Annotated in this window: 12 protein-coding genes; 4 read left to right on the top strand and 8 right to left on the bottom strand. The window is 73.4% G+C overall.

Going from position 1 to position 16,995, the window contains the following annotated elements:
• Positions 1–28: 28 nt before the first annotated feature.
• The 4 genes from DJ476_RS04300 to DJ476_RS04290 all read right to left on the bottom strand — a co-directional run bounded on the left by DJ476_RS04300 (position 29) and on the right by DJ476_RS04290 (position 3,840).
• Positions 29–1,153 (bottom strand): caspase, EACC1-associated type, encoded by a 1,125-nt coding sequence (locus DJ476_RS04300; protein ID WP_162638607.1) that lies wholly within the window; start codon positions 1,151–1,153, stop codon positions 29–31.
• A complete protein-coding gene (locus DJ476_RS34380) occupies positions 1,137–1,535 on the bottom strand; it encodes an effector-associated constant component EACC1 (protein ID WP_162638605.1) in 399 nt (132 codons plus the stop codon). Before DJ476_RS34380 ends, DJ476_RS04300 begins: the two co-directional genes overlap by 17 nt.
• Complete coding sequence (locus tag DJ476_RS04295; protein WP_162638603.1) at positions 1,522–2,829, bottom strand: serine/threonine-protein kinase; 1,308 nt, start codon at positions 2,827–2,829, stop codon at positions 1,522–1,524. Before DJ476_RS04295 ends, DJ476_RS34380 begins: the two co-directional genes overlap by 14 nt.
• Before the next feature lie 249 nt (positions 2,830–3,078).
• On the bottom strand, positions 3,079–3,840 hold the full coding sequence (locus DJ476_RS04290; RefSeq protein ID WP_112489873.1) for a hypothetical protein: 762 nt from the start codon (positions 3,838–3,840) through the stop codon (positions 3,079–3,081).
• 198 nt (positions 3,841–4,038) lie between these two features.
• Here DJ476_RS04290 and DJ476_RS04285 point away from each other — a divergent pair, with 198 nt between their 5' ends.
• From DJ476_RS04285 to DJ476_RS04270, 4 genes are all read left to right on the top strand, one after another.
• Positions 4,039–4,395 (top strand): hypothetical protein, encoded by a 357-nt coding sequence (locus DJ476_RS04285; RefSeq protein WP_070201554.1) that lies wholly within the window; start codon positions 4,039–4,041, stop codon positions 4,393–4,395.
• Positions 4,396–4,531: 136 nt separating this feature from the next.
• Complete coding sequence (locus DJ476_RS04280) at positions 4,532–6,112, top strand: amidase (protein WP_208853470.1); 1,581 nt, start codon at positions 4,532–4,534, stop codon at positions 6,110–6,112.
• Between the two features lie 129 nt (positions 6,113–6,241).
• Positions 6,242–8,464, top strand: coding sequence for an NADP-dependent isocitrate dehydrogenase (locus DJ476_RS04275; protein ID WP_103421688.1), 2,223 nt, complete (start codon positions 6,242–6,244; stop codon positions 8,462–8,464).
• Between the two features lie 131 nt (positions 8,465–8,595).
• Positions 8,596–10,173 carry a molybdopterin-dependent oxidoreductase gene (locus DJ476_RS04270; protein WP_112489872.1) on the top strand — a complete coding sequence of 526 codons (1,578 nt, stop codon included), beginning with the start codon at positions 8,596–8,598 and terminating at the stop codon, positions 10,171–10,173.
• A gap of 15 nt (positions 10,174–10,188) precedes the next feature.
• On the opposite strand, the gene DJ476_RS04265 is transcribed toward DJ476_RS04270, so the two are convergent.
• The 4 genes from DJ476_RS04265 to alaS form a co-directional block, all read right to left on the bottom strand.
• On the bottom strand, positions 10,189–11,829 hold the full coding sequence (locus DJ476_RS04265) for an FAD-dependent monooxygenase (RefSeq protein ID WP_112489871.1): 1,641 nt from the start codon (positions 11,827–11,829) through the stop codon (positions 10,189–10,191).
• Positions 11,830–11,941: 112 nt separating this feature from the next.
• The gene (locus DJ476_RS04260; RefSeq protein ID WP_112492432.1) at positions 11,942–12,817 is read right to left on the bottom strand and encodes an oxygenase MpaB family protein; all 876 of its coding nucleotides are present in this window, start codon (positions 12,815–12,817) and stop codon (positions 11,942–11,944) included.
• A gap of 50 nt (positions 12,818–12,867) precedes the next feature.
• The gene (locus tag DJ476_RS04255) at positions 12,868–13,932 is read right to left on the bottom strand and encodes a lipoate--protein ligase family protein (RefSeq protein WP_019765405.1); all 1,065 of its coding nucleotides are present in this window, start codon (positions 13,930–13,932) and stop codon (positions 12,868–12,870) included.
• Positions 13,933–14,211: 279 nt separating this feature from the next.
• The gene (gene alaS, locus DJ476_RS04250; RefSeq protein ID WP_112489870.1) at positions 14,212–16,869 is read right to left on the bottom strand and encodes an alanine--tRNA ligase; all 2,658 of its coding nucleotides are present in this window, start codon (positions 16,867–16,869) and stop codon (positions 14,212–14,214) included.
• Between the last annotated feature and the right edge of the window lie 126 nt (positions 16,870–16,995).

Genomic DNA, 16,995 nt, shown 5'->3' with positions numbered 1-16,995 from the left:
GCCCGCCGGAGCCGGGCGGGCGGAGGCGTCAGCCCTGGACGAGGTCCAGGGCGTGTTCGAGCACCTCGCACGCCTGGAGGTGGTTGCCGGACTCCTGGAGCAGACCGGCGAGCCGACGGCAGACCAGCACGGCTTCCGGGCCGCGTGTCTTGTGCGTCTGGTGGAACGCCTGTTCCAGCACCTCGATCGCCTCCCTGAGCTGACCCGCGTCGGCCAGGGCCTCGGCCAGCTCGAGCTGTACGGCGAAGGCGTGGCTCTCCCCGCCCGGGGACTGTTCGCCCAGGGCGAGCCGGAGGATCGGCAGGGCGTCGCGGTTGCGCCCCTCGGTACGCAGCAGACGCGCCAGGTTCAGTCCGGCGGCGACCAGCGCCGCGCGGACGTCGGCGTCCACGACCGGGCCCGCCGGGACATGGCGCCCGGCGCGTGCGCGGTTGCGGATCAGGGGGAGACGCCCGATGTCGTTCTCCTGCGAACGCTGCGGTCTCGGCCGGCTCTTCGCCCGCAACCGCTCGTCCAGCACCCGGTAGATGGTGTTGAGGTCGATGAGTTCCTGCCCGTCGGCCACCCCCGTCCGCATCAGATGGAGCAGCTCGCCCGTGAAAGCGGTGTGGACCTCGCCCTCCGGGGCCAGGGCCAGTCTGTCCTTCGGAGAGGCCGTCAGCACGTAGGCCCCGTCGACCGCCACCCGGCCGGCCAGCGTGTCCGCGTCGCCCGCGAGGGTGCGGGCGGCGCGCCCGCTGAAGCAGCAGTCCAGCACGATCACCCGTCGCCGGGCCCTGGACGAACGGATGGCGGCCCGCAGATGCTCGAAGGCCACCGCCGTGTAACCGGTGTTCTCGCGCGACCCCGTCAGGGCCAGATAGAGGTCCGCGGTGTCCGCGTCGCGCAACCCGTGCCCCGCGTAGTACACGAAGAGGGTGTCGGTGGCCTCCTCCGCCGCGTTGTGCACCGGATCGAGCATGGCCGAACCGTCCTCGGGATCCAGTACGACCGTGCAGTGCGGTTCCGGGAGGCCCCAGAGCATCGCGTCCCGCAACGCTTCGGACAGGTCACGCACGTTGGCCCGGACCGCGGGCAGTTGTTCGAGGCTCCGGTAGGAGTGCGTGCCGATGAGCACGGCCCGGGACGCGGCCGGGTCAGGAAGCCTGTTCATCGTCGGAGCTGCCGTCCGCTTCCCGGTCGAGCAGCGTGACGATGCGCTCCACCATGTCGGCCGAGACACCGTTCGCCGGAATCTCCACCTCGACCGCGCCCCTCCGCAGCGTGATCGCGGGCCGGTTGCGTCGCGATTCGCGCCACTGGGCCACGGACACGACCAGGGCTCCGGTGGACAGCCCGGAGCCGATGAGGAGTTCCAGGACATCGAACCCCGTACCCATGGAGCCGGGCGGCGCCGTCGTGCCGCTCGCGAGCCTGCCTCTCACCTCGTGCCGCAGCGACTCCTCGGCATCCACCCAGCGCAGCAGCGAGCGGAGATCCGCCTCGCCGCCCTCGGCGTGTTCGTTCCCGACGACACGTACCTCAACCTTGGTCACCTGATGGGTCCTTTCTCCGTTCCGCCCGGGCGCCGACCCCCGAGAACAGTGCGAGCGCCACCTCACGGGCACCGAGTCTCGCCAGGCACACGGCCTGCCAGTACTGGGAGGTGAGCGTCGTGGGGTGGGAGGCGCCGAGTGTCCTCGTGCAGACCTGCACCACCGAGGCGAGCATGTGAGCGGCTTCCTGCAGCTCTCCCCGCAGCACGAGATTGACGGCCTCCCGCTGGCGCGACAGCGCGTTCTCCGCCGTCATGCTGCCCAGGACGGTCTGACGGGTCACCTCGCTGAGGGACAGCGGCAGTACGCGATCGGGCCGCAGTTCCACCACGGGACCCTGGGGGAGGGCGGCGTCCAGATACTCCGGATACGAGGTCTCGGCCTCGGGAGGACGGTGAACCTGCCGGACGGCGTCCTCACGGACGGACCGCCGCACCAGCTCACCGAGGAGCCGGGCGGTGTCCGGCTCCGTCCGCAGCGCGAGCAGATCGGAGAGCGCCGCGGCAGCACTCTGCGGCCGCTCGAACGGTTCCCGGGCGGAGAGCGCATCGACGAACTCCGCCAGCGGCGGCGGAACACGGTGACGGCTCCGGGCCAGCCGGGGCGCGCCCTCGTCGACAGCACGTTCCACGACGGCCCCGACGTCGTCGACTTCCGCGAGCGGCGGCTCACCCGTCAGCATCAGATACATGCACAGGCCCAGGCCGTAGAGGTCGCTCGTCGGTCCGGGCCGCTCGCCCCGCATGATCTCCGGAGCCATGTACCGGGGGGTGCCGACCAGCGCGCCCACCTTGGTGATCGCCGAGTCCTCGGTCAGGCGGACCAGCCCGAAGTCCTGCAGGACGACCCGTCCCTGAGAGGTGATCCGTACATTCGACGGCTTGACATCGCGATGGAGCACACCCGCTTCGTGGGCGGCCGCCAGACAGGCACAGACCCCGATCCCGATGCCGACGGCGGCCGCGTCCGGTAATCGCGCCCGCTGGGCCACCAGTGTCTGCAGGTCGACGCCGTCGAGGTACTCCATCACGAGGTACGGAGAGCCGTCGAGTATGCCGAAGTCGTACAGCGCCGGTGTGCCGTCGCCGGCGATCCGTGCCAGGGCCCGGGCCTCCCGGTGGAACCGCTCGGACAGCCGCTCGGTGTCCGTCGACGAGGCCGCCACGGAGAGGATCTTCACGGCGACCCTGCGGTCGAGCACCAGGTCCAGGGCCTCGTGGACCACACCCATGCCTCCCGCGCCGATCAGCCGGTGCAGGCGATAGCGCCCGCCGATCACTTCCCTGCCCGACACGTGCACCCCCGGTGATGGCTCCCCCGGACGATCCTGTCCCAGCAACGGGGAGCAAGGCAACCGGATCCGGGCACCCGGCATGTCGGCCGGACCGGTGGGCAGTTGCTGGGTCGGTGGTCGGTGGTCGGTGGTCGGTGGTCGGTGGTCGGTGGTCGGCGGACCGGCGGGCTTGCCCCTCGGCGCTCACCGGGGCGGCAGACGGTCACCGGGTCGGCTCTCACCGGGCCCGCACCGAACTCGACGTGACGCTCACACCGGTTTGACGCTGCGTCCCAGCAGCGTCGTCACATCCACCGTCTCGTCCGCCGACGGCGTTCCGGAGGGCACCGGCCGGTCGAAGCCGGAGAAGGTCACCGTCCCCTTCTCCTTCGGCCCCTCCACGGTGATCCGCACCGGGTACGGCTCGCCCTCGGTGGCCACGTCGACCGTCACCCGCTCGTCGCCCTGCGCGCGGGTCACCGGGATGACCGGCGCGCCGTTCACCTCGGTCTCGCGCCCCTTCGTCAGCGTGCCCCGGTCGGCGGCGTCGCGGTTGTCCTTGATCAGCTCGCGGAAGGTGTCGAGATCGCAGACCTCGGTCACCGACAGCAGCCGGGGGTCGTCCGCCTTCGCCTTCATGTAGCGGCCGTCGAGGATCGCGTCGAAGGTGGAGCCGCCGATCGGGACGTGGGTCTCCCAGAACGCCCTGTCCGGTTTGAGCCAGACGTCGTCGGCGCGCTTCACGATCTCCACGGAACCGTCCTCGCCCATGTCGATCCCGCCCGCGCAGTTGCCGTCCTGGTCCAGGGCGAGGTCGACGCTCATCGAGTCGCCGCTCCCGTCGACACTCCCCCGCGCACTCAGGTGCAGGGAGGAGACCTTGAGCAGGGCGTCGCGCGAGCGGTCCGCGATCTGCTCCGCGCCGAGCGAGGCGATGTCGTCGTCAGCCTGCGCGACCGCGCCACCCGTCACGGTGAGCGCCACGGCCGCCGCTCCCGCGGCCGCCCGTGCGGCCCATCGGTGTCCGCTCACGTCGCCTCCTCGGAAAGGTGCCGGTCAGGGAGGGCCGAGCAGGGTGACCGGCACATTCGAGCGTACGCCGGGAGCGGGGGCGCCGCCCGGCGCGTGTACGGAGCGTCAAGCATGGCGGTGTTTTCGGCCACGGAGCGTGGGGAGAGCCGTACGTGATCCCGCCCGGGGTCACGTCGGACGAACCCATGAAGGAGAACCATGAAGCTGTTCACGGGGAAGCGGACCCGGTCCGCCCTGCGGGCGTTCGGCACGGTGTCGGTGGTCGCCGCGCTGGCGGTCCCGGTCACCGCGCCGACGGCGGCCGCCGCCCCGGCCGCGATTCCGCCCGGCCTCTCCTGCCACACCGGCAAGCACGCCGTCGACGAGTACACGGGCTACGCGCTCTGCCGCAACAACGGGAGCCGGACGCAGACCTTCTGGGTCCACCTGGTCTGCGGCTGGGCCCCGGACGTCGACGGCAACCGCGTCACCCTGCGGCCCGGCGAATCCGGCCAGTCCACCGCCCACTGCGGGAAGATCGGCACGGGCATCGGGGAGATCCATGTCCGGCCGTGATGCCGCGAGGGTGCGGCGGCCGCGGCGGTCGTAACGGTTGAGCGTGCCGCCTCCTCTCGTTACCCTCCAGTAAGTACGTGTGGGAGCAGCCGGGACGACCGGCCGGCCCCGCGGCCACGAGGGAGGCGGCACGCCCATGTCCTCAGCGGAGCCCACCACCGAGCGCACAGAGCCGGACGTACGAGCCCTTCCGAGCCGGGACGACCGGGCGCCGCACGACCAGGCGCCGGACAGCCGGGCGCCGCGCCCCGACGGCCGCGCGCCCGCCCCGGAGGCCGTCTCCATCCAGGAGCCCGTGCCTGCGCCCGCCCCGGCAGCCGTCCCCGCCCCCCTGCCCGGACTCGCCGAGAGCGCCCGCCTCCTCGCCGCGTCCGCCACCACCTCCACCGCCCTCGTCGCCGACGCCCTCGCCCGGATCGAGGCCACCCGGACCAGCCTCAACGCCTTCCGTCATCTGCGGGCCGAAGCCGCCCTCGCGGAGGCCGCCGAGGCCGACCGCAGGCTCGCGGCGGGGGAGCGGCTGCCGTTGCTCGGTGTGCCGGTCGCGGTCAAGGACGACACCGATGTGGCGGGCCTGCCCACGCACTTCGGCTGCGACGGGGAGCGGCCCCCGGCCACCGCCGACAGCGAGGCGGTCCGTAGGCTGCGTGCCGCCGGGGCCGTCATCGTCGGCAAGACCAACTCCTGCGAACTGGGGCAGTGGCCGTTCACCGAAGGGCCCGCCTTCGGCGCCACCCGCAACCCCTGGAACACCGACCACACCCCCGGCGGCTCCTCCGGCGGATCGGCCGCCGCCGTCGCCGCGGGCCTGGTCCCCGCCGCACTCGGGTCGGACGGCGCCGGGTCCGTCCGCATCCCCGCCGCCTGGACGCACCTCGTCGGCATCAAGCCCCAGCGCGGCCGGGTCTCCGTCCACCCGCACCACGACGCCTTCCAGGGCCTCACGGTCAACGGCCCGCTCGCCCGTACGGTGGCCGACGCCGCGCTCCTGCTGGACGCGGCCGCCGGCGCGCACCCCGGGGACCTCCACCGCCCGCCCGCCGTCCGCGCCTGTGACGCCGCCCGCCGGGACCCCGGCCGCCTCCGGATCGCCCTCGCCTGGCGACCTCCGCTCACCCTCACCGGCGCCGGACCCGACCCCGAGGTGCGCCGGGCCGTCGCCGCACTGGCCGAGACGCTGGCCAGGCTCGGCCACCACGTCGAGGAGGCCCGCCCCCGGTACGGGCTGATCGGCCTCTCCTTCGTCCCCCGCGCCACGACCGGCATAGCCGAGTTCGCCGCCCGCCACCCCGAACCGGCCCTCCTCGATCCGCGCACCCGCAGCGCCCTGCGGACCGGGACGCGGCTCGGCGGCCGGGTGGTCCGGGCGGCCCGCGCCCGCGAAGTGCGCCAGCACCGGCGGATCGGGGCGCTCTTCGACACGTACGACGTCCTCCTCACCCCGACGACCGCCGCGCCCCCGCCCCGTATCGGCACCTTCGACCGGCTCAGCGCCTGGCGCACCGACGTCACCATGGCCGCCGCCTGCCCCTACGCCTGGCCGTGGAACGTCCTCGGCTGGCCCGGCATCAGCGTCCCGGCCGGCTTCACCTGCTCCGGCCTCCCCGTCGGCGCCCAGCTCCTCGGGCCCTCCCGCAGTGAGGAGCGGCTGATCGCGCTCGCCGCCCAGCTGGAGGACGACCTGCGGTGGTACGAGCGGCGGCCCCCGGCCCCGTAACCCGGAGTGAGGGCAGGGTCACCAGGACCCGTGCGGACCGTGAAGCCGTACGGGGGCCTTGTGGAGCCGCGGGCTGCGACGAGATATCTTGATGTCAAGCAATGTTGCAGACGTGGAGCGGAGCACCCGGTGACTGACTCGACCATCATCTATACGCACACCGACGAGGCCCCTGCCCTGGCGACCTATTCCCTCCTGCCCGTGATCGAGGCCTACGCCTCGACCGCCGGGGTCACGGTGGAGCGCCGTGACATCTCCCTCGCGGGGCGGATCATCGCCAGTTTCCCGGAGCACCTCAAGGCCGAGCAGCGTATCGATGACGCACTCGCCGAGCTGGGCGAGCTGGCCAGGACTCCCGGCGCGAACATCATCAAGCTGCCGAACATCTCGGCGTCGATCCCGCAGCTCAAGGCCGCCATCGCCGAGCTCCAGGGACAGGGCTACGCGCTTCCGGACTACCCGGACGACCCGCAGACCGACGCGGAGAAGGACATCCGCGCCCGGTACGACAAGGTCAAGGGCAGCGCCGTGAACCCGGTGCTGCGCGAGGGCAACTCCGACCGCCGCGCCCCCGCCTCCGTCAAGAACTACGCCAAGGCCCACCCGCACCGCATGGGCGCCTGGACGGCCGACTCGAAGACGAACGTCGCCACCATGGGCGTCGACGACTTCCGCTCCACCGAGAAGTCCGCGGTCATCGCCGAGGACGGCTCGCTCCGCATCGAGCTGCACGGCGACGACGGCACCACCACCGTGCTCCGTGAGTCCGTACCCGTCCTCAAGGGCGAGGTCGTGGACGCGGCCGTCATGCGCGTCGCCGCGCTGCGCGAGTTCTTCACCGCGCAGGTCGCCCGCGCCAAGGCCGAGGGCGTGCTCTTCTCCGTGCACCTCAAGGCCACCATGATGAAGGTCTCCGACCCGATCATCTTCGGCCACGCGGTCCGCGCCTTCTTCCCGAACACCTTCGCCAAGTACGGTGACCAGCTCGCCGCCGCCGGTCTCACCCCCAACGACGGCCTGGGCGGCATCCTCAAGGGCCTCGACTCGCTGCCGGGCGTCGGCGCCGAGATCCAGGCGTCCTTCGAGGCCGAGCTGGCCGAGGGCCCCGCCCTCGCGATGGTCGACTCGGACAAGGGCATCACCAACCTCCACGTCCCCAGCGACGTCATCGTCGACGCCTCCATGCCGGCCATGATCCGCACCTCCGGCCACATGTGGGGCCCGGACGGCAACGAGGCCGACACCATCGCCGTCCTCCCGGACAGCAGCTACGCCGGTGTCTACCAGGTCGTCATCGACGACTGCCGCGCCAACGGCGCCTTCGACCCGGCCACCATGGGCTCCGTGCCCAACGTCGGTCTGATGGCGCAGAAGGCCGAGGAGTACGGCAGCCACGACAAGACCTTCGAGATCGCCGCCACCGGCACCGTCCGCGTCGTCGACACGGACGGCACCGTCGTGCTGGAGCAGGCCGTCGGCGCCGGTGACATCTTCCGGATGTGCCAGACCAAGGACGCGCCGATCCAGGACTGGGTCAAGCTCGCCGTCACCCGCGCCCGCGCCACCGGCACCCCGGCCGTCTTCTGGCTGGACGAGGGCCGCGCCCACGACGCCAACCTGATCGCCAAGGTCACCACGTACCTGGCCGACCACGACACGGACGGCCTGGACATCTCGATCAAGTCGCCGGAGGAGGCCACCGCCTTCTCCCTGGAGCGCATCCGCCGCGGCGAGGACACCATCTCCGTCACCGGCAACGTGCTCCGTGACTACCTGACGGACCTCTTCCCGATCCTGGAGCTGGGCACCAGCGCCAAGATGCTCTCCGTCGTCCCGCTGATGAACGGCGGCGGCCTCTTCGAGACCGGCGCCGGCGGCTCGGCCCCCAAGCACGTCCAGCAGCTCGTCAAGGAGAACTACCTCCGCTGGGACAGCCTGGGCGAGTTCCTGGCCCTCGCGGTCAGCTTCGAGCACCTGGCCACCACCACGGACAACGCGCGGGCCCAGGTCCTCGCGGACACCCTGGACCGGGCCACGGGCACCTTCCTCAACGAGGACAAGTCCCCGAGCCGTCGCCTCGGTGGCATCGACAACCGCGGCAGCCACTTCTACCTGGCCCTCTACTGGGCCCAGGAGCTGGCGCAGCAGACCGACGACGCCAAGCTCGCGGAGGCCTTCGCCCCGCTCGCCAAGACCCTGGCCGAGCAGGAGGAGACCATTGTCGCCGAGCTGATCGCGGTGCAGGGCTCCCCGGCCGAGATCGGTGGCTACTACCAGCCCGACCCGGCCAAGGCCGCCGCCGTCATGCGCCCGTCCGCCACGTTCAACCAGGCGATCGCGAGCCTCGCCTGAGGTGAGACAGGGGGGTGACCCCTCCTGCTGTCCGTTCCGCCCCGGCGGGCCCCGTGCCCGCCGGGGCGGTTCGCGTACCGGCGCCCGTGCCGTTCGGGTGAACGGGCAATCCGGGCGGCCCACGGCTCCGAATGACGTCCGTGAGGATCACACGCACAGCCCTGACCCGCGGCGCGCTCGCCGCCCTGAGCGGCCTGCTCGCCGGATTCGCCGCCCTGACCGTGGCCGAACTCGTCTCGGCCGCCGTCAGACCCGAGGCGAGCCCCGTCACGGTGGTCGGCGGGGCTGCCGTCGACCGGACCCCCGCCGGGGTGAAGGACTGGGCGATCCGCACCTTCGGCGAGAGCGACAAGCTCGTACTCCAACTCGGCATCGTCGCCACGCTCGCCCTCTTCGCCGTCGCCGTCGGCCTCCTCGCGCTGCGCCACCGCCGTACGGGCTCCGCCGCCGTCCTGGCCTTCGGAGCCGTCGGCGCGGCGGCCGCCCTGAGCCGCCCGGACTCCACCGGATTCACCGACGCGCTGCCCTCCCTGACCGGCGCGGTGGCCGGGGCGGTCCTGCTGTACGTCCTCGTCGGCCGGCTCACCGCCCCGCGCGCGGACCCGCAGGGCGAGGGCGGCTGGGACCGGCGCGGCTTCCTGGTCGCCGCCGCGGCCGCGGCCGCCGCCTCCACCGCTGCCGGAGCCCTCGGCCGTACGCTCAACAGCCGCGGCGCCCAGGACGCCATCGCCTCCCGTGACGCCGTCCGCCTCCCCGCCCCGGCCTCGCCCGCGCAGCCGATCCCGGCGGGGGCGCGGCTCCGGGTCCCCGGACTCTCCTCCTTCACCACCCCCAACGACCGCTTCTACCGGGTCGACACCGCCCTGGTGGTCCCCAAGGTCGACGCGAACACCTGGCGGCTGCGCCTCCACGGCCTGGGCGTACGGAAGGAGTTGGAGTTCACCTACCGGGAGCTGCTGGAGCGGCCCCTCATCGAACGCGAGATCACCCTCTGCTGCGTCTCCAACGAGGTCGGCGGCCCCTACATCGGCCACGCCCGGTGGATCGGCGTCCGCCTGGCCGACCTGCTCAAGGAGGCGGGCGTCAAGTCGCCGTCCCGGGGCGGAAAGGCCGACCAGATCATCGCCCGCTCGGTGGACGGCATGACGCTCGGCACCCCCGTCGAGGACGTCATGGACGGCCGGGACGCGATGCTCGCCGTCGGCATGAACGGCGAACCGCTCCCCTTCACCCACGGGTTCCCCGTCCGCATGCTCGTCCCCGGCCTGTACGGCTATGTCTCGGCCTGCAAGTGGATCGAGGACATCGAGCTGACCACGTTCGACGCCTATGACGCGTACTGGGTGAAGCGGAAGTGGGCCCGGGAGGCCCCGATCAAGACCCAGTCCCGGATCGACACCCCCAAGCCCTTCGGGCGGCCCGAGGCGGGCACCGTGATGGTCGCCGGGGTGGCCTGGGCCCAGCACCGGGGGATCGAGAAGGTCGAGATCCGTGTCGACGACGGCCCGTGGCGCCCGGCCCAGCTGGCCGAGCAGACCACCGTCGACACCTGGCGCCAGTGGTCCTACCCCTGGCGGGCCACCCCGGGCGGCCACACCCTCACCGTCCGCGCCACCGACGGCACGGGCGAGACGCAGACCGAGCAGCGCACCGGGACCGTTCCGGACGGGGCGAGCGGCTGGCACTCGGTCGTGGTCACCGTGGAATGACGGTGACGGCAGCCCTCATGGAGCGAAGACCTTTCCCAGTGCCTCCTTCAACGCCCCTACCGTGGGCGGCTGGAGACATGCCGTCAGATGGCCGTCCGGGCGTACGGCGAAGGCCGCGCCCTCCCCGGGCCCGTACTGGCGCGCGAACTCGCCCCGGCTGTCGAGGTGATGGGGTGCTCCCGTCCGGTCCGGCGAGGCTCCGTCGGCGGGCAGGACGCGGTACGTGACCATCCGGCCGCCCGAAAACTCCCGTGCCGCCGACGCGAGATCGGCCGCCGAGTCGCCCGCCGGATGGTCCCCGTACACCAGCAGGACGTGCTCGCGCCCGCGCAGCAGCTCGAAGAGGCGCACCGGGTAGGCGGCGATGGCCCCGGTGAGCCCGCCGCAGTCCGGGGCCCGGTCGCCCGGCCGGAGCGGGGCCCCGTCGTTCCGGGCGAGGGGCGTCACCAGCGGGCTCTCCCGGTAATCGACCAGGAGTTGGGCCTGCCGGAGCATCAGCGTCTCCGGGTCCGACCGGTCGGCCTGGATGCCCTCGGCGGCATGGCGGACGGTCCGGCCCACCACCTCCTCGCCCACCGGGCGCCGTTCGGCGTCGTAACTCGGCAGCAGCCGCGGGTGCGCCGCGTCCCCGAGGGCCAGCGCCAGCTTCCACGCCAGGTTGCAGGCGTCCTGGACGCCGGTGTTCATGCCCTGGGCCCCGGTCGGCGGATGGATGTGCGCCGCGTCCCCGGCGACGAACACCCGCCCCTCCCCGTACCGGTCCACCAGCCGGTGGCTGATCCGGAACACCGACGACCAGCGCAGCGCGGACGCGGTGACCGGCTCCGGGGAGAGCCGGTCCAGCACCTTCTGGATGTCCGAGAGGGCGGGTGCCGTGCCGCCCTCCAGCCCGTGGGCCACCCCGTCACCGGCCGACGGCCCGGACTCCCGGGCGGCCGACAGCTCAGGCGGCACCAGCATCGACATCCGGTAGCGGCCCTTCCCCGGCAGCGGGATGCAGACCAGCAGGTCGTCGACCGTGCCGTCCTCGGCGCGGTGCATCGACCGCACCCCGTACCCGGGCTCCAGCCCCCACCCCACCTCGACGTCCGCGAGCATGTACTCCTCCGGGAACGCGCCGCCCTCGAAGGTGAGCCCGAGCGCCTTGCGGACCAGGCTGTGCGCCCCGTCGCACCCCACCAGGAACCGCGACCGGACCTCCTCCTCGGCCCCGGACGCCGTCCTCACCCGGCTCGTCACCCCGGCCGGGTCCTGGGCGAACGCCAGAAGCTCCGTCGAGCGCTCGATCCCCGTGCCGTACCGCCCGAGGTGCTCCTCCAGGACGCGTTCCGTCTCGTACTGCGGCAGCGCGGCGAAGCCGTACGGCACCTCGGGCGGCAGGACCAGGTCGATCCGGCCCAGCGCCACCCCGTTCTCGTACGTCAGCTGTCCGCGCATCGGGACCGCCGAGTCCAGCACGTCCCGCACCAGCCCCATCCGGTCGAACAGCTCCAGCGTGCGCGGCTGGACGCCCACCGCCTTGGCGTACGGGAGCCGGGCCGGGAGGCGGTCCACGATCCGGCAGGAGACACCCGCGCGGCGCAGTTCGGCGGCGAGCATCAGCCCGACGGGCCCCGCGCCCACGACGAGCACATCGGTCGATCCGCTGCGTGCCACCGGGGCCTCCCGTCATGGCCCCCCTGCGTACGGTCCCCTCCATCGTCCTGCCACCGGCCGTCCCCGGCACCCGGACGGCCGGGGACTCGGGGCACCTCCCGGTGCGTACCGCTCAGCTTCCGGCCGGTGGGGGCGGCGGGTTCATCGCCCACCGGATCGTCCTGGTCAGCGCCTTCCCGGCAGGCCGTACGCAGACCTCCTCGACCCCCGGCACCCGGGGCAGCCGCAACGGCTCCCGGGCCCACGGCGGCAGCGCGGCCACGGCGTTGGCGGCGAGTACGGCGTACGGGGGACGGGCGGGCCAGGGGAGCGGCGGGTGGAGAAGGATGAAGCGGGCCGCGTCCAGGGCCTCCTGGGTGGCCCGCAGCTCCGGGCGGTAGGCGGCGATGCGCGCGGCCAGCTCCGCCCGGTCGTGCGGCGGGTCGGGGACGCCGAGGGCGCGGGCCACCGTCGCCATGTCGTGGATGTACCCGTCGCACCCGGCACCGTCCAACGGCCGTGCCCCGTACCGCTGATGGGCCCGGAGGAAGCTGTCCACCTCCGCGATGTGCACCCAGCACAGGAGGTGCGGATCGGCCGCGTGGTACGGCTCACCTGAGGGTGCCCTCCCGCGCACCCGCTCGTGCACGGAACGTACGCGGTCCACCGCCTCCTGCGCGTGCTCGGCCGTGCCGAACGTGGTCACCGCGAGGAACGTGCTCGTCCGCTGGAGCCGCCCCCACGGGTCGCCCCGGAACCCGGAGTGGCCCGCGACGGCGGCCATGGCGAGGGGGTGCAGCGACTGGAGGAGCAGGGCGCGGAGCCCGCCGATGAACATGGACGCGTCGCCGTGCACCCGGCGGACCGGCCGCTCCGGGCCGAACCAGCGGGGGCCGGGGGTGCCGTGGATCCGGGCCCGGTTCTCCGGCCCGGACGGCCCCGCCACCCGGGCGAACAGCTCCCTGCCCAGACGGTCCCGCACCCCGGAGCCTGATCGCGCTCTGTCCATGCCTCCCAGTATGCGGGCCCGTGCGGCACGCTCCAGGGCGCCCGGGACCCTTACGGCACCCGGGCCGTCCACTCCTCCGTCGCGAACTTCGTCCGTACCAGCTCCTCGGCGCGCGCCAGCTCGGCGGCCGTCACGCTGCCGGCGGTCAGCCCGTGGCGCTTGCGGAACGAGTCGATCATCCGCTCGATCACCACCTGGCGCGGCAGACCGGTCTGCCGCCGCAGCGGGTCGACGCGCTTCTTCGCCGAGCGGGTGCCCTTGTCCGACAGCTTCTCCTTGCCGATGCGGAGCACCTCCAGCATCTTGTCGGCGTCGATGTCGTACGCCATCGTCACGTGGTGCAGTACGGCCCCGGGCCCGCCGTCCGGCCCGACCACCCGCTTCTGCGCCGCTCCCGCGATCTTGCCGACCTCGGTGGCGATGTCGTTGAGCGGCTGGTACCAGGCCTTGATGCCCATGTCCGCCAGGGCTTCGAGGACCCAGTCGTCCAGATAGGCGTAGCTGTCGGCGAAGGAGAGCCCGGAGACCAGCGCCTGCGGGACGGCCAGCGAGTACGTGATGGTCGAGCTGGGCTCCGCGAACATCGCGCCCCCGCCGGAGATCCGGCGCACGACGTTCACACCGTGCCGCTCCACGCCCGCCGGGTCCACCTCGTTGCGCAGCGACTGGAAGCTGCCGATGATCACGGCGGGGGAGTCCCACTCCCAGACCCGCAGCGTCGGCGGACGCACCCCCGCCGCCACCTCGGCGGTGATCACCTCGTCCAGCGCCATGTGCAGCGCGGGCGACTGGGGCGCGTCGTGGATCAGCTGCCAGTCGTAGTCGCTCCACTCCGTGGCCTGCGCCAGCGCCCGGCGTACGGCGGTGGCGACGCCCTCCGCGCTCAGTCCGAGCATCACCGTGGAGTCGGGCAGCGCCGCCTCGATCCGGGCCGCGAGCCCGGCGGTGTCGGTGTTGGCCGGGGCGCCCTCCAGCGCCGCGTCGATCGCGAGGATCGCCTCGTCCGGTTCGAGGAAGAAGTCCCCGGAGACGCGGACGTTCCGCAGCGCCCCGCCCGCCACGTCCAGATCCACCACGACCAGCTTGCCGCCGGGAACCTTGTACTCACCGTGCACAGCGCCGCCTCCAGCTCCGTCTGTCTCGTCCACGAAGGTCCGGCTCGACGCGTGAACCGGACACGACGGGATACAACGCGCATCGCGGTGTGGATCATCCCGCGCGCGGCCGGGGCCTGTGCGCCGGGTGCCGCGTGCCAAGGTCCACGCACCCGAGCTCTGGGCCCTGAGCACGCGGCGGCCTGCGTTCCCAGGTCCGTGCTCCGAGGCCCGCGTGCCCGGGCCCGGACCTCCGAGGCCCGCGCGCCCGGGGCCCCGGCCCACGGTGCTCGGGTGCGGTCAGCCCGCCGCCGTCACCAGGCCCGGCAGCGCCCCCAGCGTCTCCGCCAGCCGGCCCGCCGGTGTCCCGCCGCCCTGGGCCACCTCGGCGGAGCCGCCGCCCCGGCCGTCCAGGAGCCGCTTGACCAGCTTCGCCGCGTGCAGCCCGCGCTGCCGCGCGGCGTCGTTGGTCGCCACCACGACCGCCGCGCCGCTGCCGGTGGCCGCGCCCACCGCCACGGTGCCGGGGCGGCCGACCGGGAGCCGGTCCCGTACGGCCAGGGCGAGGGTGCGGGCCGCGTCCGCCCCGCCCTCGGCGGTCGCCGTCACCACGAGCACCCCGGCCGCGTCCACCGCACCGGCGGCCAGCTCGGCGGCCCGGGCGGTGGTGGCCTGCTGCCGGAGCTGCTTGTTCTCCCGCTCGGCGGCCTTGAGCCGCTGGAGGAGGCCGCCGATCCGCTCGGGCAGCTCGGTGCGCGGGGCCTGGACCTGCTCGGCGATCCGGGCCACCAGGTCCCGTTCCCGGGCGAGATAGCCGAACCCCTCGACGCCCACGGCGGCCTCCAGGCGGCGGGTGCCCGCGCCGACCGAGGACTCCGCCGTCAGCGCGATCACCCCGACCTGCGAGGCGTGCTCCACATGGGTGCCGCCGCACAGCTCCCGTGACCAGGCCCCGCCGATCTCGACGACCCGGACCTTCTCCCCGTACGTCTCGTCGAAGAGCGCCAGCGCCCCCAGCTCCTTCGCCTCCGGCAGGGTCATCCACCGCACCCCCACCGGCAGGTCCCGGCGCAGCGCCCGGTTGGCGACCTCCTCCACCTCGCTGCGGGCCCCGGCGGAGAGCGCCCCGCGCCACGGGAAGTCCAGGCGGAGGTGGCCGGGGCGGTTGTAGGAGCCGGACTGCAACGCGTTCGGGCCCAGCACCTCGCGCAGGGCGGCGTGCAGGACGTGCGTGCCGGAGTGCGCCTGGCGCGCCCCGAGCCGCCACTCCGGGTCCACAGCCGCCCGTACGGAGTCCCCGGCGGCCAGCTCGCCCGCCGTGACCCGCACCTGGTGGGCGATGAGGCCGGGCAGCGGGCGCTGGACGTCCAGCACCTCGGCGGTGAGGGAGGCGCCGGTGAGCTGCCCGGCGTCGCTCTCCTGGCCGCCGGACTCGGCGTAGAACGGCGAGCGGTCCAGCACGACGGTGACGATCTCCCCGGCCGACGCCACCGGCACCGGACCCCGTGGACCGAGCACCGCCAGCACCCGGGAGTCGGTCGTCAGGGTCTCCCATGCCCGCCAGTCGGTCGGCCCCTCGGTGTCCAGGACCGTACGCAGGGCGGCGGTGTCCGCGCCGCCGCCCGCCTTGTTGGCCCGGGCATCGGCGCGCGCCCGCTCGCGCTGGGCGGTCATCAGCGCGGTGAACCCCTCCCGGTCCACCTCCACGCCCTGCTCGGCGGCCATCTCCAGGGTGAGGTCGATGGGGAAGCCGTACGTGTCGTGGAGCAGGAACGCCTGCGCCCCGGGCAGCGAACGGCCCCCGCTCTTCTTCACCTCGGCCACCGCCGTGTCCAGGACGGTCGTCCCCTGGCGCAGCGTGGCCCGGAACGCGTCCTCCTCGCCGCCCGCCCGGTCCAGGATGCGGGGATAGGCCTCGGCAACCTCCGGATAGCTCGGCGCCATGCAGTCCCGGGCGACCGGCAGCAGCTCCGGGAGCGCCGGGTCGTGGAAGCCCAGCTGCCGCATCGAGCGGACCGCCCGGCGCAGGATCCGGCGCAGCACATAGCCGCCGCCCTCGTTGCCCGGGACCGTGCCGTCGGCCAGCAGCATCAGAGCCGTACGGACGTGGTCCGCGACGACCCGCAGCCGTACGTCGGACTCGTGGTCGGCCCCGTACCGTACGCCGGCCAGCTCGGCGGCCCGGTCCAGTACGGGCCGGGTCTCGTCGATCTCGTACAGGTTGTCCACGCTCTGGAGGAGGGTGGCCATGCGCTCCAGGCCCATGCCGGTGTCGATGTTGCGGCGGGGCAGCTCACCGAGGATCGGGTAGCCGGTCTTGCCGGGGCCCTCGCCGCGCTCGTACTGCATGAAGACGAGGTTCCAGAACTCCATGTACCGGTCCTCGTCGACCTCAGGGCCGCCCTCGGCCCCCAGCGCCGGACCCCGGTCGTAGTACAGCTCCGAGCACGGGCCGCACGGTCCCGGCACCCCCATCGACCAGAAGTTGTCCGCGTCGCCCCGGTCCACGATCCGGCTCTCCGGCAGCCCGGAGACCCGCCGCCAGACGGCCCGTGCCTCGGCGTCCGTGTGGTGGACGGTGACCCAGATCCTCCCCGGGTCGAGCCCGAAGCCACCGTCCGCGAGGGAGGAGGTCGACAGCTCCCAGGCGTCCGCGATGGCCTCCTCCTTGAAGTAGTCCCCGAAGGAGAAGTTGCCGTTCATCTGGAAGAACGAGCCGTGCCGGGTGGTGCGGCCGACCTCCTCGATGTCCAGCGTCCGCACGCACTTCTGGACGCTGGCCGCCCGGGGCCAGGGCGCGGCCAGCTCGCCGGTCAGATACGGCTTGAACGGCACCATGCCCGCGTTGACGAAGAGCAGCGTCGGGTCGGGGGTGGGCAGCGGGGCGCTGGGCACGACCGTGTGGCCGCGTGCGGCGAAGTGGTCCAGGAACCGGCTGCGGATGTCGGCGGTGCGCACAGGGCTGCTCCGATGGGGTGAGAGGTCGGCGGGCGGGGCGCACTCTCACCGAGCATCCATGCCCACCATATGCAACTGCACATCATAGGCAATAAGGAGGGTGGGTGGGCGGATGAGCGCCCTCTG

It is taken from the genome of Streptomyces bacillaris, from assembly GCF_003268675.1.
In the GTDB taxonomy this organism is placed as follows: Bacteria; Actinomycetota; Actinomycetes; order Streptomycetales; family Streptomycetaceae; genus Streptomyces; species Streptomyces bacillaris.
The sequence above is the reverse complement of the archived record's forward strand: the minus strand, read 5'-3'. Positions and strand labels throughout refer to the sequence as shown.